Source organism: Bacillus sp. FSL R5-0416 (assembly GCF_037975425.1).
GTDB classification, from domain to species: domain Bacteria; phylum Bacillota; class Bacilli; order Bacillales; family Bacillaceae; genus Bacillus; species Bacillus subtilis.
Genome location: NZ_CP150252.1, coordinates 1,981,337 through 2,002,424, shown reverse-complemented (window position 1 = coordinate 2,002,424; position 21,088 = coordinate 1,981,337). Strand labels below are relative to the sequence as shown.

Annotated in this window: 33 protein-coding genes and 1 pseudogene; all 34 read right to left on the bottom strand. The window is 34.7% G+C overall.

The genetic code is table 11. The features are described from left to right. Nucleotides 1-179: 179 nt before the first annotated feature. The 34 genes and pseudogenes from NYE20_RS10470 to NYE20_RS10305 all read right to left on the bottom strand — a co-directional run bounded on the left by NYE20_RS10470 (nucleotide 180) and on the right by NYE20_RS10305 (nucleotide 21,088). Nucleotides 180-818: a GIY-YIG nuclease family protein gene (locus NYE20_RS10470; protein ID WP_061891156.1), complete on the bottom strand. Its 639-nt coding sequence runs from the start codon at nucleotides 816-818 to the stop codon at nucleotides 180-182. Nucleotides 819-943: 125 nt separating this feature from the next. Then, nucleotides 944-1,552 (bottom strand): annotated as a pseudogene (locus NYE20_RS10465) (ribonucleotide-diphosphate reductase subunit beta); the annotation flags it as partial. A gap of 286 nt (nucleotides 1,553-1,838) precedes the next feature. Next, nucleotides 1,839-3,938: a class 1b ribonucleoside-diphosphate reductase subunit alpha gene (gene nrdE, locus NYE20_RS10460; RefSeq protein ID WP_163136355.1), complete on the bottom strand. Its 2,100-nt coding sequence runs from the start codon at nucleotides 3,936-3,938 to the stop codon at nucleotides 1,839-1,841. Beyond that, nucleotides 3,901-4,296 (bottom strand): class Ib ribonucleoside-diphosphate reductase assembly flavoprotein NrdI, encoded by a 396-nt coding sequence (gene nrdI, locus NYE20_RS10455; RefSeq protein WP_163136357.1) that lies wholly within the window; start codon nucleotides 4,294-4,296, stop codon nucleotides 3,901-3,903. Before nrdI ends, nrdE begins: the two co-directional genes overlap by 38 nt. Further along, nucleotides 4,296-4,643 (bottom strand): hypothetical protein, encoded by a 348-nt coding sequence (locus tag NYE20_RS10450; RefSeq protein ID WP_032721808.1) that lies wholly within the window; start codon nucleotides 4,641-4,643, stop codon nucleotides 4,296-4,298. The genes nrdI and NYE20_RS10450 overlap by 1 nt, the downstream gene beginning before the upstream one ends. A gap of 91 nt (nucleotides 4,644-4,734) precedes the next feature. Then, nucleotides 4,735-4,935 carry a hypothetical protein gene (locus NYE20_RS10445; RefSeq protein ID WP_009967463.1) on the bottom strand — a complete coding sequence of 67 codons (201 nt, stop codon included), beginning with the start codon at nucleotides 4,933-4,935 and terminating at the stop codon, nucleotides 4,735-4,737. Between the two features lie 44 nt (nucleotides 4,936-4,979). Next, complete coding sequence (locus tag NYE20_RS10440) at nucleotides 4,980-5,174, bottom strand: hypothetical protein (RefSeq protein ID WP_004399360.1); 195 nt, start codon at nucleotides 5,172-5,174, stop codon at nucleotides 4,980-4,982. A gap of 20 nt (nucleotides 5,175-5,194) precedes the next feature. Then, on the bottom strand, nucleotides 5,195-5,329 hold the full coding sequence (locus NYE20_RS10435; RefSeq protein WP_163136359.1) for a hypothetical protein: 135 nt from the start codon (nucleotides 5,327-5,329) through the stop codon (nucleotides 5,195-5,197). 31 nt (nucleotides 5,330-5,360) lie between these two features. Continuing rightward, nucleotides 5,361-5,627: a hypothetical protein gene (locus tag NYE20_RS10430; protein WP_041338464.1), complete on the bottom strand. Its 267-nt coding sequence runs from the start codon at nucleotides 5,625-5,627 to the stop codon at nucleotides 5,361-5,363. 16 nt (nucleotides 5,628-5,643) lie between these two features. Next, the gene (locus NYE20_RS10425) at nucleotides 5,644-5,886 is read right to left on the bottom strand and encodes a DUF1653 domain-containing protein (protein WP_250621123.1); all 243 of its coding nucleotides are present in this window, start codon (nucleotides 5,884-5,886) and stop codon (nucleotides 5,644-5,646) included. Nucleotides 5,887-5,893: 7 nt separating this feature from the next. Next, nucleotides 5,894-6,178: a hypothetical protein gene (locus NYE20_RS10420; RefSeq protein ID WP_163136361.1), complete on the bottom strand. Its 285-nt coding sequence runs from the start codon at nucleotides 6,176-6,178 to the stop codon at nucleotides 5,894-5,896. 44 nt (nucleotides 6,179-6,222) lie between these two features. Beyond that, nucleotides 6,223-6,645, bottom strand: coding sequence for a hypothetical protein (locus tag NYE20_RS10415; RefSeq protein WP_069322657.1), 423 nt, complete (start codon nucleotides 6,643-6,645; stop codon nucleotides 6,223-6,225). A gap of 12 nt (nucleotides 6,646-6,657) precedes the next feature. Then, a complete protein-coding gene (locus tag NYE20_RS10410) occupies nucleotides 6,658-6,978 on the bottom strand; it encodes a hypothetical protein (RefSeq protein WP_003231106.1) in 321 nt (106 codons plus the stop codon). Then, nucleotides 6,978-7,100, bottom strand: coding sequence for a hypothetical protein (locus NYE20_RS10405; protein ID WP_017697092.1), 123 nt, complete (start codon nucleotides 7,098-7,100; stop codon nucleotides 6,978-6,980). The genes NYE20_RS10410 and NYE20_RS10405 overlap by 1 nt, the downstream gene beginning before the upstream one ends. A 37-nt stretch (nucleotides 7,101-7,137) precedes the next feature. After that, nucleotides 7,138-7,317: a hypothetical protein gene (locus tag NYE20_RS10400; protein ID WP_163136363.1), complete on the bottom strand. Its 180-nt coding sequence runs from the start codon at nucleotides 7,315-7,317 to the stop codon at nucleotides 7,138-7,140. 142 nt (nucleotides 7,318-7,459) lie between these two features. After that, the gene (locus NYE20_RS10395; protein ID WP_163136364.1) at nucleotides 7,460-7,927 is read right to left on the bottom strand and encodes a metallophosphoesterase; all 468 of its coding nucleotides are present in this window, start codon (nucleotides 7,925-7,927) and stop codon (nucleotides 7,460-7,462) included. 24 nt (nucleotides 7,928-7,951) lie between these two features. Next, entirely contained in the window at nucleotides 7,952-8,086 is a 135-nt protein-coding gene (locus tag NYE20_RS10390; protein ID WP_284690861.1) for a hypothetical protein, read from the bottom strand. A gap of 178 nt (nucleotides 8,087-8,264) precedes the next feature. After that, nucleotides 8,265-8,462, bottom strand: a complete 198-nt coding sequence (locus NYE20_RS10385; RefSeq protein ID WP_128751171.1) for a hypothetical protein — start codon at nucleotides 8,460-8,462, stop codon at nucleotides 8,265-8,267. A gap of 66 nt (nucleotides 8,463-8,528) precedes the next feature. Next, complete coding sequence (locus NYE20_RS10380) at nucleotides 8,529-8,711, bottom strand: hypothetical protein (protein WP_050496381.1); 183 nt, start codon at nucleotides 8,709-8,711, stop codon at nucleotides 8,529-8,531. Nucleotides 8,712-8,723: 12 nt separating this feature from the next. Next, nucleotides 8,724-8,951, bottom strand: a complete 228-nt coding sequence (locus NYE20_RS10375; RefSeq protein ID WP_163136366.1) for a hypothetical protein — start codon at nucleotides 8,949-8,951, stop codon at nucleotides 8,724-8,726. A 39-nt stretch (nucleotides 8,952-8,990) separates the two neighbouring features. Then, the gene (locus tag NYE20_RS10370; protein WP_032721780.1) at nucleotides 8,991-9,356 is read right to left on the bottom strand and encodes a hypothetical protein; all 366 of its coding nucleotides are present in this window, start codon (nucleotides 9,354-9,356) and stop codon (nucleotides 8,991-8,993) included. Nucleotides 9,357-9,358: 2 nt separating this feature from the next. Next, the gene (locus tag NYE20_RS10365) at nucleotides 9,359-9,577 is read right to left on the bottom strand and encodes a hypothetical protein (protein WP_114523514.1); all 219 of its coding nucleotides are present in this window, start codon (nucleotides 9,575-9,577) and stop codon (nucleotides 9,359-9,361) included. Nucleotides 9,578-9,620: 43 nt separating this feature from the next. Continuing rightward, the gene (gene dcm, locus NYE20_RS10360; RefSeq protein ID WP_250621124.1) at nucleotides 9,621-11,132 is read right to left on the bottom strand and encodes a DNA (cytosine-5-)-methyltransferase; all 1,512 of its coding nucleotides are present in this window, start codon (nucleotides 11,130-11,132) and stop codon (nucleotides 9,621-9,623) included. Between the two features lie 52 nt (nucleotides 11,133-11,184). Beyond that, a complete protein-coding gene (locus NYE20_RS10355; protein WP_052475786.1) occupies nucleotides 11,185-11,832 on the bottom strand; it encodes an HNH endonuclease in 648 nt (215 codons plus the stop codon). Between the two features lie 52 nt (nucleotides 11,833-11,884). Further along, entirely contained in the window at nucleotides 11,885-12,112 is a 228-nt protein-coding gene (locus NYE20_RS10350) for a hypothetical protein (protein WP_072692910.1), read from the bottom strand. A 28-nt stretch (nucleotides 12,113-12,140) separates the two neighbouring features. Continuing rightward, nucleotides 12,141-12,638, bottom strand: a complete 498-nt coding sequence (locus NYE20_RS10345; RefSeq protein WP_160245159.1) for a deoxynucleoside kinase — start codon at nucleotides 12,636-12,638, stop codon at nucleotides 12,141-12,143. Beyond that, nucleotides 12,638-12,793 carry a hypothetical protein gene (locus tag NYE20_RS10340; protein ID WP_041338484.1) on the bottom strand — a complete coding sequence of 52 codons (156 nt, stop codon included), beginning with the start codon at nucleotides 12,791-12,793 and terminating at the stop codon, nucleotides 12,638-12,640. The genes NYE20_RS10345 and NYE20_RS10340 overlap by 1 nt, the downstream gene beginning before the upstream one ends. Then, nucleotides 12,786-13,001, bottom strand: a complete 216-nt coding sequence (locus tag NYE20_RS10335; RefSeq protein ID WP_019712328.1) for a YorP family protein — start codon at nucleotides 12,999-13,001, stop codon at nucleotides 12,786-12,788. Before NYE20_RS10335 ends, NYE20_RS10340 begins: the two co-directional genes overlap by 8 nt. Before the next feature lie 32 nt (nucleotides 13,002-13,033). Further along, the gene (locus NYE20_RS10330) at nucleotides 13,034-13,231 is read right to left on the bottom strand and encodes a hypothetical protein (RefSeq protein WP_041336515.1); all 198 of its coding nucleotides are present in this window, start codon (nucleotides 13,229-13,231) and stop codon (nucleotides 13,034-13,036) included. Between the two features lie 36 nt (nucleotides 13,232-13,267). Further along, a complete protein-coding gene (locus tag NYE20_RS10325; RefSeq protein ID WP_160245158.1) occupies nucleotides 13,268-13,426 on the bottom strand; it encodes a hypothetical protein in 159 nt (52 codons plus the stop codon). A 108-nt stretch (nucleotides 13,427-13,534) separates the two neighbouring features. Then, entirely contained in the window at nucleotides 13,535-14,251 is a 717-nt protein-coding gene (locus NYE20_RS10320) for a 3D domain-containing protein (protein ID WP_163136459.1), read from the bottom strand. Between the two features lie 28 nt (nucleotides 14,252-14,279). Beyond that, nucleotides 14,280-18,209: a DNA polymerase III subunit alpha gene (locus tag NYE20_RS10315; protein WP_163136368.1), complete on the bottom strand. Its 3,930-nt coding sequence runs from the start codon at nucleotides 18,207-18,209 to the stop codon at nucleotides 14,280-14,282. 12 nt (nucleotides 18,210-18,221) lie between these two features. Further along, nucleotides 18,222-19,952, bottom strand: coding sequence for a single-stranded-DNA-specific exonuclease RecJ (recJ, locus tag NYE20_RS10310; protein WP_163136370.1), 1,731 nt, complete (start codon nucleotides 19,950-19,952; stop codon nucleotides 18,222-18,224). Next, complete coding sequence (locus NYE20_RS10305; protein ID WP_068947554.1) at nucleotides 19,952-21,088, bottom strand: hypothetical protein; 1,137 nt, start codon at nucleotides 21,086-21,088, stop codon at nucleotides 19,952-19,954. The genes recJ and NYE20_RS10305 overlap by 1 nt, the downstream gene beginning before the upstream one ends.

Sequence of the window (21,088 nt, the reverse complement as noted above, 5' to 3'; positions counted from 1 at the left end):
CCACAGCTGCATGTCGCCATGCAGAGCAGACTATATCACAATCCTAATTTAGGATTCCTACCGTTTCGATTTAAGGGATTCTCACCCACGCCAATCACTTGCGCCCTACTTCTGTTGCGGAATTCCACCGCCAATGGAATAGTCGTTGGGCATTTATCTAATCATCATTAAAATTGTTTTTATTTTATAAAGTATATGTTTGTTATTGAATCGTCTGATGCAAGCTTTGATATTTTCTTCCTATCTATGCCCGTATGTAATTGAGCTTGCGAACAACTGCTGTATATTTGACCGCCAACGAAGACTTTTTTTGCTCTAGCATTATTTTCAATCATTTTCTTTATATGACTATCGCTCTTAGGGATACCTTTATTTCTCCCTTTGTTCTTTTTAGAAATAATCATTTTTGTTTTCTCAGAATGTCGTCTTCCAAAGAAAGGATTTTTTTCTCCAATTAGCTTAGAGTGAACTTCACTTGCAACCTTTTTTGCATAATCAGATTGCGTGTATCCTTTATTTGAAAGCCCGCCGTCATTTAGGTTAAATCCACAATATTTACTGTTATAGTATGCAATGAAAAACTTCTCCATTTTTTCAGCAAGTTTGATGCTAGAACATTTGCATAATAAGTGATGTGTATACATATCAGTGCATTTATGCAAGTTAAAGTCTCTTTGCAATTTATGATTATGATGATAGTTTCCTTTTAAATAGCGAATATGTTGTTTAAATCTATCGTCAGCGTTGTTAACATTTTTGGTTAAGCCAATGTAAATCTTCTTATTTTGTTTATTCATTATCATATAGACATAATACAAGGCAACACTCCTAAATATTGAATTTAATGATGATTAGAATTTAGCAAAGGATTATCTTAGCTATAAGACTTCCCCTTTTTAGATAGGTTTTCATTTAACATTACTGCTAAATGCCACTAGCACTTAATGGCTTCGTCACGGATAATTAAATTCACAATTTCCCCGCTCTGCATGAGTTTCCCTTGTCCATAAAAGTAAAGTGGATAATAAAAACCTGAGTAGAAAAGGAAACTCTCCAGAAACACAGATGCAACCATTGCTTTGAATAGGGAAATGTCATCGTTTTTCTCAACTGCTTTATAAATTGAAACAATTGTTCTTGCTTTCTTTTGAAGAAACCTATTGTTTTTCACCCATTCGAAGACTTCATTAATCTTCTCGGTTGGAGCCAAAGTTAGAAAGATGTTGCTGTAGGATTTCGCATGGACAGCGTTCTCCATCATGGCCATAAAGTTTAATACTGCTTTTCTTTGATGCCCTTCTACGTGCTCGGCCACAATCGGCATGCCAGTGTTCCCCTGCTCTGTGTCCAATAATGTAAGCCCGGCTAAAACTTTCATATAAGTGTCTTGTTCCTTTGTTCCAAGATACTTCCAAGTTAGAAGATCGCCGTTTAATGCGATCTCTTCCGGAAGCCAAAACTGCTTTACGTTTTGGTTGTAAAACATTTGGGTGAAATCATCTTCATGCTTTGACCAGTTTGCTGCTGTGTAGATTGTGTTTGGTTTTGTCAATTATTTGCCTCCTTCAATAGGTAAATCGTAATTCTTCTGTTAATGATTTTGATGGGGAAGAACTTATATAACTCACCAAAATAAAGAGGTGAGTTATATGAGATTAATAGAAATTGTTTTTAAAAATGTACTGGACTTCCTTCCAGGGTATCTGCTAAAAATGAGTATTGGTTTGTTTTTTAAACTAGTATGGAAGTTAATAAAGAGAACTTTTGCAAAACTCCGTAAGCCTAGCAAATCTCAGTATATTGATCACTTTGCTAATAATAGAAGGCGCAAGCTATGATCACACTACACATGACAAGCAACCTTCCTGGCCTGTATCTTTTGTTCTAGCATAGTAGAGAGTTTTAATTCCTCGATGATGAGCATAGAGATCAATCCGGTTTAAATCTCTTGTTGTCATCGTATCTTTCAGGAACAAGGTAAATGAAATTCCTTGATCGACATGCTGCTGAATCGTTGCAATAAGATCAACTACCTTAAACATATCCATGTCATAAGCTTCTTTATAAAAGAACCAATTCTGAGCCGATAAACCTGGCATCGGATAATATGTCTTACTGTTTCCGTATGTACGTTCCTCAATTCTCTCCATAATTGGCATTACACCTGCTGTAGATGATTGAACATATGAGATGCTTCCCGTAGGTGCAATAGCCTGCCTATACGAATGGTATAAGCCATATTTCATTACATCTTCTTTAAGTTTCGTCCAATCTTCAATGTTAGGAATATGTTGATCTCCAAATAGCTTTTTAACCTTTTCAAACTGAGGGCTATAATCATTTGTTACGTACTTTTCGAAATACTCACCTGATTTATAAGTTGAACCATCAAACTTGTAGTATGTCTCCCCTGTTTCTCGTGCAATTTCCATAGAACGCTGCAGTGAGTAGAAGTTAATCATCATAAAGTATGTATTAACAAAATCTTTAGCTTCTTCACTTTCATAAGCAATATTATTTTGAGCTAGAAATCCATGTAGGTTCATCTGTCCTAAGCCAATCGATCTCATTAATGTATTTGCTCTTGCAACAGCTGGAGCATTTACAATGTTTGTTTTCCTTGTGACAGTTGTCAATGAGTCAATTGCTATTCTTACTGTTGAAGCAATTGATTGATTACTCATTACATTTACAATGTTCATTGAGCCAAGATTGCAGGAGATATCTAAGCCAATTTCATCCTCTTTATTGTAATCCGTATAAACTGATACTTGTGATGATTGGAGGACTTCAGAACACAAATTTGAAAACTTCACTTTTGAAATATGTTCATTTGGATGCACTTTATTTACATTGTCAGCGAACATAATATACGGATAGCCTGATTCGCTTCTTAGAATGGCCAATTGCTCTAACAGCTTTCGAGTATTCCCTTTAGCTTTTCTAACCCTAGGGTTTTCAACAAGCTCATCATACATTTCATTAATATCCATCTCATCAAGATACTGCCCATATTCCTTGTATACTGAATGAGGATAGAACATGTAATAATCCTTGTCTTCCCTTGCAAGTTCAATAAATTTATCTGAAACAACTACACCAATAGATAATGTTTTAACTCGGACATCTTCATCAGCACTTATTTTTTTGGTATCTAGGAAATCTGTAATGTCTGGATGGAATACACTTAGATAAACTGCTCCTGATCCTTGTCTTTGTCCCATTTGATCTGCATATCTAAAAGCATTATCCAATAGCTTCATAACACCTACGACACCTTTAGTCGCATTCTCTACGTCTTTAATCGCTTCACCTTTGGCTCTTAGTTTGTTTAGATTTAATGCTACTCCTCCACCTAGCTTAGAAAGCTGCATGGAGATATCAATAGCACGTGAAATATCATTCAAACTGTCGCCTACTTCAAGTAAGAAGCAGCTCACCATTTCACCTCTTCGCTTACGTCCAGCATTAAGGAAAGTAGGTGTTGCCGGCTGATACTCTTGTTTCATCATAGTATGTACTTCCTCAACAGCTTTCTCATAATCACCATCAGCGCAATATAAAGCCACAATTGAGACACGATCCTCATACCTTTCCAGGATCTTTGTTTTATCGTTTGTCTTCAATGCGTAGTCATTGTAGAACTTAAACGCGCTCATAAAAGATGGGAATCTAAATTTGTAACTGTAAGCAATCTTATAAATTGATTTAATCTGTTCAAATGTGTATTGATCTAAGAATTCTTCTTCGTAATAATCATTTTTAATCAGATAATCCAGCTTCTCTTTTAAATCATGGAAAAAGACTGTGTTTTGATTTATATAATCAACAAAGTAGCTATGTACGGCCTCCTTATCCTTTTCGAATTGATACTTCCCATCTTTCTGAATCATGATCTCATTATTGAGCTTGATCCACTTTGGTATTGTGTTTTTCAATAAGTTTTACCTCCTGAATAATCTTCTGTAAGTCCTGTTTCGTTCCACTAAGTTCAAACTTTAATAACAATGGAATGTGGAACTTAGCCGAAAGCTTGTCTCCAGCTAAACCATAGTTATCACCCCAAACCTTGTTACCACTAACAACAACTCCTCTAATTTTATTTTTATTCTTTTTGATAAAATTCAAAGTCCTTTCAGGTACTTCCCCAAAGCCTATCGTATATGTAATATGTATGAACTCTTGAGTGATGATCGTATCATCAGTTATTTCAATTGATTCAATGTCTAACTCTTGTTGCAACGCTTTTACAAACCTTCTTACATTGCCAGTTTTACTCTCATATGTAATGATCACTAATCGTTATATGCTCCTGTAATTAATCTTGTAGTTGCAGATTCAGCTTCATTTTCAACATGGTAATATGCTTCAGCTATTTCACTATTAATAGCTCCCATCTCAGCATAACCTTTGGCCATTTGAGCCTCATATGGAGACAACTCCTCTAATTCAACAGGGATATAGTTATCCTTTTGGCTTTGAGGAATAACCATTTGGTGTCCTTCTAAGTCAGTTGCAATAAGTTCTCCCTTAAATACTGTAAATGACTCACCATTTTGCATATGTATCTTCTTATTTTCTTTTGCTTCTTCCATAGTCACCAGATCATTACGCTTTACGTATAGCTGTCTAGCTGCCCCCATTTTACATCTCCTTATTATTTGTTTTTATTTTGAATAAAGCTGTGATTTTATCTAGATTCAAGCAGTACCTATTCGTCCTCCTTAGGAATTGTCACTCTTCTTCGATCGTCCATCCGTTTAATCTTGCGTACTTTAATTTTCTTGAATATCTACGCTTCCACTCGTCCCAGTCCTTCTTCTCTTGACCTGACGTTAGTGAGCCTCTGTACTGATTTTGTCTTCTTTTCTTGTCTAGCTCTAGTATATCGCCAACCCATCTAGGAACTGACGGCCTATAGTTACTTTGCGACATCTATTCGTCCTCCAATTGTTTCTGTATAAATTTCATCGTGTCTTCTATTGTTTCGGCCACCCTTCTCCAAGGAGTTTTTTAGCCTCTTCAACATCTGTGAATCTTTCAATCTTGTGTCTATAATCATCGATCCACCGGTAAACACATACTGCATTTTCTTCAACTTTCATGACGGTGTACTGCTGCATAGGATCTTCTAGAAGATGAAGTTTCTGATCTTTATAAAACCCTTGAATCATATAATATCCTCCTCTTATTTTTATTGAATTTCTCTTACTTCATGCGGTACTCCGCTTTCTTCTTGAGCATATACTGCATCATTATGAGCCTCAATTGCATCCTCATAAGTATTAACAAGTGATCCCATACAATAAAGTCCATATTTCATTTTCATCTTCATCATCCTCTTAATTTATTTTTAATCTTTAAAGTAAGCTGCCATCCATAATCAAAACTCTTTCTTCATTACTTTGAAGTTCTTCGAGAACATCTGATATTGGGGACAGTTCCTGATCCTCGGTTACTGTTCGGCTGTGTTTAACAGCTGCGTACAACATACCAACTTCTTTGATCTCATCTCTTAAGTTCCCGTCATCATCCGCAACTTCTTCTGTATATAGTTTTATTGCCTTTTCCTTTGTATTTGCTTTAATTAATGCGTAGTATGGGTCACACACCTCAAAGAATTTCATCTTATTACATCATCTCCTAATTGATTTTTGTAAACCTATTTACCTCTTTTCCATCAACAACAATTTTTTCAAAGAACATTTCTTTAGGCCTTGCCCACAGAATGCCATCCATGTCTTCATATGTAACAAGCTTCTCTTCTGTCTCAGTATGAATTGCCTCTCCAATAACCTTATATAGACCGCCTTTATAATGTTTAAACCGACAACCAACCACTTCGTATGTATCTATCTTATACGTTTCCTTTCTCTTTAAAATCATCCTTTTATTAAAATTTCAATACTCCATCCCAATCATCCAACTCCTTTAATTCTTTCTCAGCTATTTCACTTCTGGCGAAGTATTTTTTAGCTTCTTCAACAATGTTTAACACTACTTGTTTTATTGTCATACCTATATACGATAAAGACTCCCGTTTAATGTACTCGGCACTATTATTTACTTGCTTAACTGTAAAGCTATTAACTTCCCACCCCTTCATATAAAGCGGTTCAGCATAGATTGTTATAAATAACTCTTTGTCTTTGAAAGTAACACGTTTTTTAATTTCCACTGCTTGTTCTCCTTTACGTTAAAATAAAACTTTTATTTAGATCTCTAAATCTCATCGGCTCTAATGAATCTCCAGAGACGTTTCCACCAGGAAGTTTTGCACTTATCATTTTCTTCTTTAACACATTGATTTTCTTGTCTTACACGCTGTTGCCATTCTTCTTCAAGTTTTGCTTGCTCTTGAAGCGCCTTTTCAAGGCTTTCTTTGTCTTCAATTGTTTTAATGATTTTATCAGTCTGATACGTCCATTCATTATTTGTGTTGCGTTGTCTGTCAGTAACAACTACATATTCATTAAAACCAGGAATGTATACTTTGCCCCCAACTTCAATTGGATCTAAGTCAATTATTCCTTCAAAGAGACAGTTGAGTTCGATTTTCTCATATTCAGAAAAACGACCGAGTGCGTCCAATCCATATGATTTATTGATTATCTTGCCTTCAAACTTAGCTTGATGTCTCCCCACTTATTCACCTCCTTAAATGTAGCTCCCCATTTCATATTCTGTTATGATTCCTTGTTCAATAAAATTAGCCATAATTTCTTGCACTTTATCATTAGTAACGTATGGGAATTCAAGTTCCGCTCTTGTGCAAGCTTTCATATAGTATTGATAATCATATGGCTGTAAGTATCTTTCATCTAATACGTCAATTTCACCCTTGAGACTCTTTTTATGTATTGTTAAATTAAATGTGATGTTGGGTTGAATTGACTTTATGAAGTACCACTTTGATTTCACATGATCCGTAAAACCAATATCCCTCATTTGTTTATCTTCAAGAATATGAAACTTCATTATCTTCCCTCATTGATGATCTTCTTTAATGCTTTTAGAAGCATATTTAGTGATTTCTTGTCACCCATTTCATCCCGATTGACTTCAATAAAGTGAACTGCTGACGTTAATTTATCCTGCATTTCAGTTGCTCCTTTCACGATAAAAATTGAATTTTATTTAGATATTACTTATAATCAATAAACCCAAACCGGTTAAGAATGACATTCCAGCTATAACTAATATTCCAAAAGCGATTTGAGGTTTTATTCTCCTTTTCGATCCATATGTATCTAATGATACAAGTCCAATCAACAAAAGACCGATGAGTTCAAGAATATTAATTGCTAATTGCACCATGTCACTCCTCGTTATTTGTTTTGATTTGTCGCATACTGCGCTTGCCCGGGAAATTAATTTCTATTTCCAATGAGGATTTCTTACACCTTCCCACCTTTTCGAGTTAATCCAATCCATCGTTACTGGCTTAAAGTCGGTATTTTCAACACTTTACACAAACATGACTTAGCTTTTCGAGACCAGTTTCCTCACTGTGTGTATGCCCATGTACATTACAGCAAAGTTGAAATTCCTCAATTAATCTGTTCATATTCACCTGAGAAATTGGTTCATGAGTAAGTATGTAATCCTCATAGAGATACATCCTATGTGGATCAAAACCAAGTCTTCTAAACTTTGTATCTGAAATTCCTTTGTCATGATTTCCTCTAATAAGAATGTTTCTAGTTTTCTTTAGCCGACTCACTATGTACTCAATTCTTTTTGAATTACAGAAGAACATGTCTCCAAGCCAAAAGACTGTATCACCTTCGCTAACTGTTTTATTGAAGTTCTCAATAATCACATTGTCCCTATGTTCAGTGTCTTTAAATAGTCGTTTATTACCTTCATATTTGATGATATTCTTATGGCCAAAGTGAGGATCGCTGATGAACCAGGTCTTTGTCATTAAATTGTCTCCTCTCCTTATCGCTTACACATGGGTTGATTCACGATTAGCTTTCATAGTAGCGACAAAACTGTCATCAAAAGCTTTTTCAGTTAACACATGCTTTTCATATGGTTCAACCAATGTCCATAACCCTCTACCTTCGGTTTCAATTTTCAATGCGAACTTTTCTGCTTCTTACAGGTTTGTGAAAATCAAATTTTCTCCAGTAACAAAATTGTTATATACTTTTCCATTGTTTTTATCTCCATCACGTCTAACTACGATTACCCATTTTTCTTGATTCACTCATCATCTCTCCATTCTCGATAAAAGGAATATTTTATCCTCTTATTTTTCATTTGTTATTTAATCCTAAATGTTCCAATGTCTTCTTAACACTTAAATTGCTGCATTCATTTTTCACTTTATCGGAATAACCCTTTGCACAACCTTCACAACAATTGAAGTCTACATAAGTTTTTTCATCGCTGATCCTAAGACAAATTGTTTTTCCGCTTATGTACTCTTTACAGATGTCACATATGTGATTCATTAACACTCTCCTTTGTCTTAATGTAAATTTATTATATACATATTATTTGTATTTGTCTATCGGTTTTTAAATAATTTCTTTAATATTTTTCAGCTTTGCAAAAACAGACATTATATCTTTATCACACCGCTCCCAAACACGCTTTTCTTCAGGCCTTAAAGTGTTTTCTAAATAAACATAGAGTTTATCTAATACTTCTTCGGCAGCATCAATGTCATCAATAACAAGATCTCTTACAATATCCTTAATGATATCCTCCCCTTATGAAAATATGATAATTGCTTTTCCATTGTCATTTTTTATGTACGGAGAATGATTTCGGGCAAGATAGTTCCTTGACTTTCCTTCTCCCAGACTTACATTATAAATATCCCTTACCTCATGTACTTCGTATGCTTGTTCTTTTGCATGTTCAGGTGATAGCGCCTCAATAACTAGAGACGTATTTTCACCTTTGCTGTCTTTACACCTTACATAATACTTTTTCAATAAACATCCCTTTATCCTTTCATTTTTTCTTGAAACAATTTAATGAATCAAGCCTTGATATGTATTTGGTTTAATATTGTGTAGAGTGATTAGGTTAGTTAACCGCTCGATTTCCTTACTCATCGCATAACATTGATCAACATAAAATTTCTTTGGCATAATAACAAACTGGCCATCTTTAAATCCTTCCGCACCGGCTTCTTGCATTGCTGCTGGAAAGATATCAATTAGACTCCCTTTTTTAAAGCTCTCAATATACTCATCTACTGAAATAGTGTGCAAAACCCTAGCTAATACTCCATTGGTCTTTTCATCGTTATGTACGTAAATGCTTTGTGTATGTGGTTCAATAACTACAAAATCAAGAGCGTTTACCAAGTCAATTTTTTCTTGATCAGTTAGCATATTCACTCTCCTTTTAAATAAGATTTGAAAAACTCACTTAAGTTATCAGCCATAGCTGCAGCAACTTCAGAAAAATATTTATGTCTTTTCTCCTCTGATTTCAAAAACTCAACTGTCGTTTCTGCAATTTCTTTAATCCTGTCTTCTTTGATATTTCCATTCCTAACACGCTCTTTAATCTCCTCTGTCTCTTTTTTTAGGAACTCTGGGTAACTATCCAATCGATCTACTCCTCTAATTTTAAATTTGTATAAAAGACAAATTTTATTCAGATTCTTCATTAACGTATGTATGTATTAATTCCTTGAATATTGACTCAAGTACAGTTACAGTAATTGAATTGCCGGCTTGCTTGTACAACTGCGAATTACTAATTCCCACTGATAAAGCTTTCTCAAAATCTTCTTCATCAAATGCTTGCAGCCTCCAACATTCTAATGGAGTGAGCTTTCTAATTCTGTATTTTGGATATTCGCCAATTGCTACACCATGACGATCAATTGTATTAACAGTTAAGGCTGGTTCATCGTCTTCTTTAAAGCGTCTGCCATTTTGTCTTTTTTCTTCCCTTTCTGGAGTTAAGACGGGTCTTATTTCAGGGTTTGGCACAGAAATTTTCACCCCTTCACCCTTATTTGTTGTTAAGGTTGGACTTAGCCCATTTGAATTGTAAACCTGGTCATTCATTCCTTTTCCTGAAGGATTAATATTACCAACATACTCAACAGCAATTTTAGGTTCTCTATGACCTCCTCCCATAGTTGTTAATGTTGGTGACACCCCATCAGGCGAGTACACTCTTTTAATTGCATCATGTCCTTTTAGATCAATGTGACCAATCATGATCGGGTCTTCCACTTTGTATAGCGAAGTCTGCCCTCCAAGACCACCGACCGATTGGGATGTCAAAGTTGTTGCAATGCCATTTGAATCATAGACTCTATTGCCTTGTTTAAAGTTTCTGGAATATGTTTTTCCGTTATTCAGCCACCTCTTTCCTACGTTAATGCCACCAACAAACACCACATCTTTTTCTTTTGGTTTTTCAATTTGTTCAATCAGTTTAGATGTTTTTTCTTCGCTTAAGTAATACTTCTCATCTACATATTCCTCAAGAATTTCTCGCAATCTCCTTCCAACAATATCTTGTGCAGACCATTTAAAATTGAAACTTTTTATATTTAATTCTTTTAATCTCTTTTTTCCCTTACTTAAAACATCGTTCCTTCCCTTTTCGACAACCCATTCGTCATTTTCAATTAAATCCTCACGAACTCCAATTATGTATATACGCTCACGATTCTGAGGAACATTGAAAAATTTTGAATTAAGTAGCTCTAAATCAATTCTGTACCCAACTTCACTAAAAGATTCAGCCATAATATTTAATGTATTTCCTTTATCATGATTGATCAATCCTTTAACATTTTCAAAAACAAAATACCGCGGCTGCTTCTCTTTTAAGGTATCTATATACTGAAAAAACAATGTCCCTCTAGTATCTTCGAACCCTTTCCGATAACCGGCTACACTAAAGCTTTGACAAGGAGATCCTCCTACTAAAAGATCAAATTCAGGCAGTTTTTTCTTATCAATCTTGCTTACATCACCAAAATTTAATTGCTCATCAGCGTTGTGAATCGCACAATATGACTTAATAGCATATTTATCAATTTCACTAAAGCCAACCAGTTCATATTCAACCCCAATGTTTCTTAGTGCAGCTTCAAACGCACCGATTCCACTAAAAAGACTCATTACTCGTAGTTTACTCAATAAACAACCTCCATTTATTTTATTTTTATTCTAAATAAAATTGATCTTTTATTTAGATACCCTTGTTCTTGTTACGAATAAATTGCTTATAATCATGTAGCAGCCACTGATTAATCTTTTTTAAACTTTCAAAGTTAAAAAATCCTTTTTCAATGTACCATCGAAGCAAGCTACTATTTTGTTTTGAGCTATTACATGTTTTACAAGCAGGCACGCAATTACTCAAATTGTTTGCGCCGTTATGTTTAACATGTTCTTTATGCAGGTCTTGTCTAAACTTTATTCTATGCTCCTTTTCAGAAAGTCCACAATAAGCACAGCTATAGTTAAAGTAATTTTTACACGCTATCCATTCATCAACAGTAATTTCATGATTCTTGGTGTTCCGTTTCAGTGAATAGATTTTTAATCTTTCTTTGTTATTAATGTGCCATTTCCTTAGGCCACCGCTTCCCCGCCATTTTTCATTATATTTTCGCTGCATTTCTTTAAGTTCAGGCTTATCCTTATACCTTTTTAAGTTCTTTTTAAATTGCTCTTTATTGTTTTTAATCCACGTTGTTGACTTTTGCTTGCAACAAGTTTTACAATCTGGTCTTAAATAGACATAACTCTCTCCGTTTTTCTTCCTTTTGACTTGCTTATAAAAGTGTTCGAAATCTTTTTCAGTAAGACAAACACTACATGTCTTTTTGTTCACTGGTTTTTCTACTTAAACTCAACTCCTTCAAGGGAACATGACTAGTGCATGACTAGTTTATTTTCAATACCTCTAACGTTATGCCCTTAGGAATTCCAATTACATTGTTGTGTTCATCTTGCAACGCAGTACCTAAGGAATTAAAAATCATACCCGCTTGCTGCTGAGATACGGTTTCATCAAACCTTACGATTACCTTGTCTTTTTCATTTACATTTATGATTTTCTTTTCGTTAACATTTCCATCTATATCTTGTAACTCAAGTAACATCCTTTTCAATTTTTCTCCCCCTTTATTATTTGAATCTCTACTCAAACAATTGGATTAAATCTTCAACAATCTCATCGCTGCTCCATTGTCCAGTATCCCATGAATATGTATGTAACCCCGCATTGCTCATAGCTTCTCTATACAACTCTAAAATTGAATCAATGTCTTTTCCTTCTATATACTCATCACCCCGTACGTTTAACCGTTCCTTAATAATGCTTGGATCAGCATGTAAGTATACAACCTTGGCTTTTGCTTTAATTTTATCCTCAATAATCCTAAGCTGCTGTTCTGTAAGGATCGAATAATCTTTGAAATTCTTTGCATAAACCAAGTTAGAATAAACAAACCGGTCGATAATCACATTGTCTTCGTCAGCTAATTTGTTGAAGTGTTCAAATAATTTCTCATTTCCACTTGTGGCCAACTCAAAGCTTGAACCTTTGATAATTGGATACTTCAGTTCTTTGCTTAGCTTTGCTGCAACTGTTGATTTAAAGCAGCAATCAGGCCCCTCCAAGATAATTAATGCCATTAATCCTCCACCTTTCTTATTTTATGAAATCCAACAACCTGATAAGTACCGTCAGGATACTTCACTTCTACCTGGTTGTATCGGTAATCAACTTTCGCAACAGCTCCAATCTCATCTGTAAAATCAACAATTACCTTTTGACCTTTTCTAAACATAAGTTAATCCTCCCTTTAGTGGCGTTAATTCATGTTCTTTAAAGTAAGTAATGTCACCTGTTTCATCGCTAACTGCATAGTCATATGTAGCTGAATGTAAATGCTCGATAATCTTTCCTTTTCTCCCCACATGATGTGGGCATCCGTATCGTGCATTATTGTTAATTTCTACAGCTAGCCCAACAGGATAACTCCAGTATTTAGGCAATTTAATACCACCTCCCCTCAATAAAAAACCTCTTAATCTTCTGTTACTATTCTAGAAACCTGTTTTTCATTAAACCCAAGGGACGACAAGAACCTCTTAAAATCATCTAACAACAATCCAGGGATTTCCCCTTTATGTTCTTCAATAATCGACGGTTTATAAGTCTTATTTAATTTGGTAACCTGTCCATATTCGTCTGTGAATGACATTTCAATTTGAATACACTTCAATTATCTCACCCTATTTTTTAATTTTGTCTTGAAATTTTAACTACTTGATGCCATAACAACATCATCAAAACTCCTTTCATCATAAGTTCCATCATAATAACAAAGTTCCACTGTCTTTGTTTCATGGTAAATGGCTTCAATAACCCCGCACTCCCCAGTTGATTTGACCCTGGCCTCTTTATCTAAAATGAACATCCTCTTCACTCTCTCTATGTAATAGTTTTCCTTGGGATAAATTTCATGTTATGTATTGCATCGAACGAATTGTTGAAATGTTTATACCTTTCAGTTATTTGGATCGATTTACCAGCTCACTCTTACATTTTTACGACCAAATGCATTTGCTTCTTGCTCACTGTCCATTAGAATATCAATACGATTGTTTTTAATATCTCCTCCTGTATCTATTGCATATGCTTGAAAGCTATTCCCTTCATATGAAACTTGAACTAATGAATACAGAGGAATTACTTCTGGATCAACAGCGATTATTCTTTTTCCATTGTAATAGGATGTGTTTGATACATCATAGCCGGTTCTTGTTTTCCCTGTGCAGCCTGTAGAACAAAACGCTGTGTAAGCAGTGGCAACAACTTCATGACTCTTCATTGCCTTAGCATTAGTACTTTTTGAAGTTGGTTTATTTACACTTCTCTTTTTGTTGGTTTTTTGCACTTTTTTTGTTTTTGTATGTTTTGCTGCTTTTTTATTTTCTTCTGTTAGATATGTAATCGTCACTTTAAGATACTTTTTTCTACTTTCAGCCTGCTTTTCATCCTCACTCTTTAGCCTGGGAAGGATTCTTGGGACGTCAATTTCATGAATAAGTTTTTGCCTCACCTCTTTTTTATTTAGATAAAATGACTCTTTTATTAAGACTTGATTGTCTTGATGTGTATACAAATTTTTAGCACTGTACACTAGCCCTATTCCTAACAAACCAATTGTAGCAAAAAGTGTCATTTCGTTAATTCTATGATATACATATTTTTTATGTTTGTCTATAAGTTTTTTGAAAATTTTCATCTCTCCTATCATCAGCTAAAATTTATATTTCTGCCCTTTTAGTTGTCAAACTCATACTTCCTTCATTATCAACAAAATCTATTCTGCAGACTGTGTGATTATATATGCTATTTTTATAGACTTTCGGAATAAAATTGTTACCTCTTCTGAAACCAGTAAACATGAGCAATGTTCCTCTGGTATACCAAGATTTCTCGACTACCTCTTTCTTTCCGCCACCAATGGATCTAGAAATCTGTTTATTGTAATGACTAAAGCTGCCCGACCACTGTTTAACTGTAACCACCCCTGTTGGTGTTAGAAGAGTAATTGTATGTTTGTTTTTATCCCTATCTAAAACAGTGCCTATAATCCGTGTAGTCTCATATTCATAGAGAGTTTTCCCTCTCCATTGATAAGGTTTACCTTTGACCGGCTCTGCTGGCAGTTTATAAAAGTCAGCAATATCATACTTGGCAAAGTTAACTCCAGAAAGCTCATGGTCATTATAATAATAGCTCAATGAATCCATTTCCCACTTACCTAATGATCCATCGGCATATTTTTCCCACTCTTTTATTAATAAACAATCATTCAGTTTCTTCAGTGGCTCTTCTGTTGTTATCCAGTCTTTGATTTTGGACATTTTGCTGTCATATTCTTTTTTAAACACTCTTTCTGATACAACTAGCTGTCCATTAATCATGTCAACAATTCCGCTCTCGCTGAAATGCTGATTGTAAAAGTTGGATGACATATCATCTAATAAGAAAAGCCTGTCTTTTGGAGATTTCACTGTCTTGTATACCTTTTTGCTAATGTAATCTTTGAAACGAAAGAATCTAATTTCTAAAGCATATTCTTGGGGAACAATATCATTTTCAATTAGCATTTTTAAATTAGATAAAGTAAGTTTGGTTTTAGGCTCAGATATCTGTCCAATAAAAGATTTCATTATTTCTTGTCTATTACCAAAAGAGTCAAAACAACCGCCTTTTATTAGTTGGATTACTTGTCCCTTTTTAAGGATACGACTTCTAAACATTCTTTCCATGAAGTCGTTAAAGTCACTGTATGGCCTATTTGCAATTAACTGATGAACAACATCGTCTCCGATTCCATTCATTCCTTTTAACCCAAATACAATAGAATTACTATCTATATCTGCTTTAAAACCAAAATTTGCATTATTAATATCAGGTAAATCAACTTTGATTCCTCTTTTTCTAATATTCCCTATAGCTGCGGCCACTTTCCCATAGTTTGTGGCGGCTGATTTTTTAGTAGCCTGATCTTCTTCGCTTTCAATACCACCGCTATTTACAGTTAGACACGCTGTACTCCAATACAATGGGTTGTATTTATAGTTAAGGTTTAATTCTTGAAGAGCGATAATAGAGTATGCAAGTGTATGAAGAGTGCTGAACGAGTATCCGAATTGTCTTTTAAATTGGACATCCCAAACATATTTCAACATGTTTTCAGATGTTCCTAAGCTTCGCCCTTTCTCAAAAAACATTTTCTTTATTTCATCAATCATTTTTTTGATTTTTTTGGCTATCCCTTTTCTTAGCTTATTAGACTCTTCAATACTAAATCCAGCAATTTCTTTATCCATGGATAGCATCATAACTGATTCCTGTGTATCTGCTATCCCGTATAAACCTTCTTCTGGTTTATATAGATGTTTTTTTAGTACATCTATTTCTTTTGAGCTTAAATTGTGATTTCTCATTTCTTGATACCATTGGTTGATGTCTTTTTTAAATCTTACATATGTATCTACAAGTTGTTCTTCTCCTTCTGACATCAGTCTCATTAAAGAATTCGTTACAGCTGTTTCCAATAAATTTTTCGGCTTAACTTTAACAACGGATTGGTTGCCCACTTCTGTATCAAACTGAAACAAATCCATTATTTCTCCTTCGCCAGCCATTTCCCATATTCTCTTAGAGTTATACTCCAAAGTATCTGGATGCAGATACTTATTATAAGTTCTTTTTAAAGTTCCTTGAGATTGTATTTGATTGTCTTCAATAAGCTGATCTAAAGCTACTCGAATTTTATCTAAGCCTTCAATAGTCAACAGATCATATTTAACTGAACCCATTGCTTCACTGTCGCCCATATTGAACTGTGTGATATATGCTCCTTTTGGTGTCCTCATCATTGCGTTTGATTTGGTATATTCATCATTGAATATTAGAACACCAGCTGCATGAGAAGATCGCTTGTTAGTTAAACCTTCAATTTTAAGACAGGTTTCTTTCAAATTAGGAAATCCCTCAACCTCTCTAATAAATTCCTTAATAGGCTTTCTTCCTAATTCTTCATTGCCAAAGAAGCAATCGGAGAGAGTCCAGTTGGCTCCCCTTTCAAATGGAATCATTCCACTTAAATATTGAGAAATATCGTTATCAATCCCTAAACCTCTGCAAGCAGTTTGAAGTGCAGATTTAGATTTTTCAGTTCCAAAAGTGCAAATCTGCAGTACTCTTTTTTCTCCAAACTTGTCCCTTAATGCTTTCAAGATTCTTGGACGCTTAGATCCTTCAGTATCAATATCGATATCCGGCAAATCTGGTCTCGATTTATGTATGTGGCGCCAATGAGGAAGGTTGTACTCCATTGGGTTAATTTGCGTAATGTCTAACAAGTAATTTACTAAGAAACCTGCAGCGCTCCCTCTTGCTGCTCCAACTAAGCTGTCTCCTCCACATTCATCATCCCAAATTGTATTGATGATTTCTCGGACGGTAACATAATAAGATGACATGGCCTGTTTTAGCTTCTCACTAATTTCCCATAGCTCACCCAACTCTAAATCAATCCGTTTTAAAATTGAGTGCAACTCTTTTTTAGACATATCCTTTTTCATTAACTTTGTCTTAAAACCATCTTCAATTAGCTTTAACAAATACCTGTCCTGTTCTTCATTAGATTCTGCCATTAATTTTATATATTTATATCTCTCATAAGCCGGCTTGAACAAATGGGATAATTCAAACTCAGGTAAAGCCATTTTTGGAATAATTGGTTCGTGCTCAATAGTATAGTCTTCAATCATCTCTCCTATTAGCAATGTGTTTTCAATGGCCTCATTGATGATCTCTTTGTCCATGTAGTTCATTCTCTCATGAATTTCATCAACGTTTTGAACGAAACAGGCTTCATAAAAGGAATCAACTTCTCTTTCTCCATCCTTGGCGTTTAAAAAGGCTTGATGAATTGCCCTATCTTCCGGTCTAAGAAAGTGTGCATCAGTTGTGACAATTATCTTCAATCCATAGCCGTTGGCTATATCAACAAGTTTCTTATTACAATAAATCTGCTCTTCACTTAAGGCTGGCTGAAGCTCAATAAAGAACTTATCTTCCCCAAAGACTTTAATACACCATGTAATAAACTCATGAATTTTTAATTTGTGCTGCTTGATTGACTTAATATCTCCGCTTTCTTCGCATTCTTTGATTCTGAGTAAATTGATATTCACCTCAGAGCCGAGACAAGCTGTTGTAGCAATAATGTGACCTGGATTTTTGCTAAGCAGCTCTTCTACATCATTTTTAACTGTGGGCACTCTTTCCATCGTTCCTGTGTAAAATAAATTTTCCCAGGCTAGTGAAGACAGTATTCTTAGCTGCTCATGTCCTATAGGGTCAACTGCCAACATCAAGAAATGCGGAAATTTTGTCACTCCCGATTTATAGTTATCACGGACTTCTTCTAATGAATCGACTAAATATGCTTCATTCCCCAAAATGAGTTTAAAATCTGTAGGCATATCCCCTTTCTTCTTCATTTCTCTGACAGTCTTAATTGCTTCTAAGTGTGCTGAAAGAACCTCATGATCAGTAATAGCTAATCCTTTATAATTCATCTGAACCGCTGTCTTAAGCAATTCTTCAACTGAGTTTGTTGAATCAAGTAGTCTTATGTTACTTTTATCAGTGTGACAGTGACATCCTATCAACTTTCTTCCTCCTTAAAACACAAGTTCTTTTTGTTTTGTACGAACCACCTCCAATTCATAAATCTCTATTTGAGGTGTTTTCTTACCTTTGTATTCATTTGCCTTTGCTTTACCAATTACATTAATGATTAATGTTCCATTTGTTTCTGTAAGCTGATTAAAGTAGTTCTCATCACTTTTAAACCTTATGTATTCAATATCCCCATGCTTAAATTTAACAGTTGTCTTATTCTTTTTCCCTAAATGCTCAATTTGTTCGACTTCAATTTCAAGATCCGTTATAGCTATTAAGGGTTCTTCAACTTTGTAACCCCAATAGTCTTTGTAACCATCAAGTTGAAGGATAAATTCTTTTCTCAATCGTTTTGCTGGGATCTCAAAATCAACATTCTGAATATCTTTTTCGATATCTATGTCTTTAAATTTTTCATTCAGCACTTTGTTCACCAGGATTAAGTTCTGTCGTTTAATTGCAAAGCCAGCTGCATTTGGGTGACCTTCAACAAACTCAAATAATCCAGTATCTATAAGCTCTTTCTTAAAATCCTTTATAAACCCTTTATCATATCCTCGTATAGAGCCACTCAAGATATCTTTACCTTTTTCGGGATCGTTTCTGGCTAACAAGACCGGCTTTTTATATTCTTCTGCAAGCTGATTGGCCACCAGTCCAGTTAGGCTTTTATCTAGAATTCCTTCAATGTAAACAATCAGTACTTTATTCGCTGTTAAACTTTTCTCCTCTATTCTATTTTTAATTTCAGCCCCAGCTGCATCTGCAATCCGTTTCTGCTTTGCTTTTAGATTTCCTAGAATCCTAACTGTGTCATCATGTATTGACACAAGCTCAGTTTCACTTTGTCCACGTTTTTTGTAGGGTACCTTTTCTTTAGAAAGGAGGAATGCTCTCATCATTTGATCTTTTTCTTCACTGCTTCCAACCCTAATGGCAGCATTAATTAAGGGGTTAATAAAGAATTGTGTATTCTGTATGTTCTTGTCACCCTTGGTTGAAAACTCTTGCTTCTTAAATAGCTTCTTTAATAATGGATGCTTAATTTTCTTCAAACCTTCATTCATAAAATACCTGGTTTCTAGGTTTCTTGAATCAGCCGAATCTGCTATGTTACCAATAGATACAAGGTCTAAGAATTGTTCAGCTTCATTTTTATTTAGCTTTTCATCAACTGCCTGGCAAAATTTATAGGTCATTCCTGCACCTGTCAGAGTTTTATTCGGATAATTAGGCGACAGTTGATTATTTACTACGATCGCATGTTCAGACACTCGTTCACATTCATGGTGATCAATAACAATTATTTCTGCGCCTCTCTTATTAAGAGCCTCATGTTCGTCAAATTGACTTGAACCTGCATCTGGGATTATGACTAAGTCAACATCATCAGGAATTGTATCAATAAAAATCCCATGCTCTTTCCCATCTTGAATTCTGTAATGTATATTAGCTTTCGGACAAATCTTCTTTATGTAGTTTATAATGATTGAGCTGGATGTGTATCCATCAACATCACTGTCTACCTGAACAAACAATTTATTTTTATTATTTAAATGCTTAATAAGACAATCTGCAGCTTTATCAATATTATTTAGCTTTGAATAATGAATAACTGAACTTTGATCAACATTAACAAACAACTTTGGATCTTCTATGCCTCTATTTTTTAAGATAGTAGCTAAAGGATCGAAATTATAATCATTGTCGCCAATTAGTCTATACTCCATTAAATTCCCCCTTCATCTGTGCCAATCTCAATTTTCCTTCTCATTAGCTCCTCTAGAGTTTCCTTTCCCTTGTCAGCTGGGCTGTCCTTATAATCCAGTAAGCCTTCATAATCCCACAAAACATACACACGAACATAAGGAGTAAATTTTGCTGCGAGCTTTAGAATTTTCTTCTGATATTCAACCAATTTTTCTTGATATTTCTCCTCTGTTTCATGTTCTTTTGGTGGTCGGTATTTATCAAGAGCAATAAAAACTTCTTCAACACCAAGAGACAATAAAATGTCCCGGTGAAAATTAGATATATTACTTGAACAAACAGCACAGGTAAAGTTTGATTCACCGTAAAAATCTTGGCATTTTAATACTGATTTTTCTGATTCGAAAATCAATACTTTCTTGAACCTTTCTATCGAATTTTTTGTTTTATGTAATCCATATAGATTCATCATTGTTTGATGGTTATATAAGGTATTGCCAACTTTTAAAGGCATATATTTATAGCCTGCATCTACTTCTTCTTTAATCATTGAGCGCCTACGTATACCAATCAACCTATTATTTAAATCTCGATGAGGAATGGTAATCCCTTCTGTATGAGGTCTAAAATAGTACCCAATCTCAAACTCTTTTAATGTCTTGTGACTTATTCCCTCACCTAGCCACAATTGGTGAGGATAAGGCACAAATACATCTAGAACCGTTTCATTAAAGCTGGGGAGCTCAATATGTATTTTTTTCTTCTTTTTGAACTTCCCCATCCATTCCCAGTCATCAATCAAATCATTGTTTATGTATGTCTCTCTATTCCCAAATCCAAATGTTCTTCCTGCTATTTTGGCAACATATTCGATAGCCTGATTAAAAGAGATATTAATACCTTTTTGACTTTTTGCTCTTATAACAAGTTCAAATACATCAAAATTATCTCCACACTCTGTATAACAGTGAAACTGTTTTGCTTCATGATAGTAATACAGCTTATAGCTCCCACCAGAAGCATTGTGACAAACGGTTCTGTAGATTGGATTTCCTTGTTGATCCCACTGATTGTTCTCACTACCTAAATCTTTTAAAATCTTATGTATATCCTCAATGGTCAGGCTTTCTTTTACTCTGTCTTTATCATACTTCAA

What these genes read in the sequence shown, in the direction of transcription:
- NYE20_RS10345 (WP_160245159.1), bottom strand. Translation starts at nt 12,638, where the DNA reads ATGGCATTAATTATCTTGGAGGGGCCTGATTGCTGCTTTAAATCAACA.
- NYE20_RS10440 (WP_004399360.1), bottom strand. Translation starts at nt 5,174, where the DNA reads ATGATTCAAGGGTTTTATAAAGATCAGAAACTTCATCTTCTAGAAGAT.
- NYE20_RS10450 (WP_032721808.1), bottom strand. Translation starts at nt 4,643, where the DNA reads ATGGGGGCAGCTAGACAGCTATACGTAAAGCGTAATGATCTGGTGACT.
- NYE20_RS10340 (WP_041338484.1), bottom strand. Translation starts at nt 12,793, where the DNA reads ATGTTTAGAAAAGGTCAAAAGGTAATTGTTGATTTTACAGATGAGATT.
- NYE20_RS10410 (WP_003231106.1), bottom strand. Translation starts at nt 6,978, where the DNA reads ATGAAGTTTCATATTCTTGAAGATAAACAAATGAGGGATATTGGTTTT.
- NYE20_RS10435 (WP_163136359.1), bottom strand. Translation starts at nt 5,329, where the DNA reads ATGAAAATGAAATATGGACTTTATTGTATGGGATCACTTGTTAATACT.
- NYE20_RS10395 (WP_163136364.1), bottom strand. Translation starts at nt 7,927, where the DNA reads ATGACAAAGACCTGGTTCATCAGCGATCCTCACTTTGGCCATAAGAAT.
- NYE20_RS10425 (WP_250621123.1), bottom strand. Translation starts at nt 5,886, where the DNA reads ATGATTTTAAAGAGAAAGGAAACGTATAAGATAGATACATACGAAGTG.
- recJ (WP_163136370.1), bottom strand. Translation starts at nt 19,952, where the DNA reads ATGGAGTATAGACTAATTGGCGACAATGATTATAATTTCGATCCTTTA.
- NYE20_RS10385 (WP_128751171.1), bottom strand. Translation starts at nt 8,462, where the DNA reads ATGAATCACATATGTGACATCTGTAAAGAGTACATAAGCGGAAAAACA.
- NYE20_RS10405 (WP_017697092.1), bottom strand. Translation starts at nt 7,100, where the DNA reads ATGCAGGATAAATTAACGTCAGCAGTTCACTTTATTGAAGTCAATCGG.
- NYE20_RS10445 (WP_009967463.1), bottom strand. Translation starts at nt 4,935, where the DNA reads ATGTCGCAAAGTAACTATAGGCCGTCAGTTCCTAGATGGGTTGGCGAT.
- NYE20_RS10325 (WP_160245158.1), bottom strand. Translation starts at nt 13,426, where the DNA reads ATGTTCATTTTAGATAAAGAGGCCAGGGTCAAATCAACTGGGGAGTGC.
- NYE20_RS10430 (WP_041338464.1), bottom strand. Translation starts at nt 5,627, where the DNA reads ATGAAATTCTTTGAGGTGTGTGACCCATACTACGCATTAATTAAAGCA.
- NYE20_RS10400 (WP_163136363.1), bottom strand. Translation starts at nt 7,317, where the DNA reads ATGGTGCAATTAGCAATTAATATTCTTGAACTCATCGGTCTTTTGTTG.
- NYE20_RS10370 (WP_032721780.1), bottom strand. Translation starts at nt 9,356, where the DNA reads ATGCTAACTGATCAAGAAAAAATTGACTTGGTAAACGCTCTTGATTTT.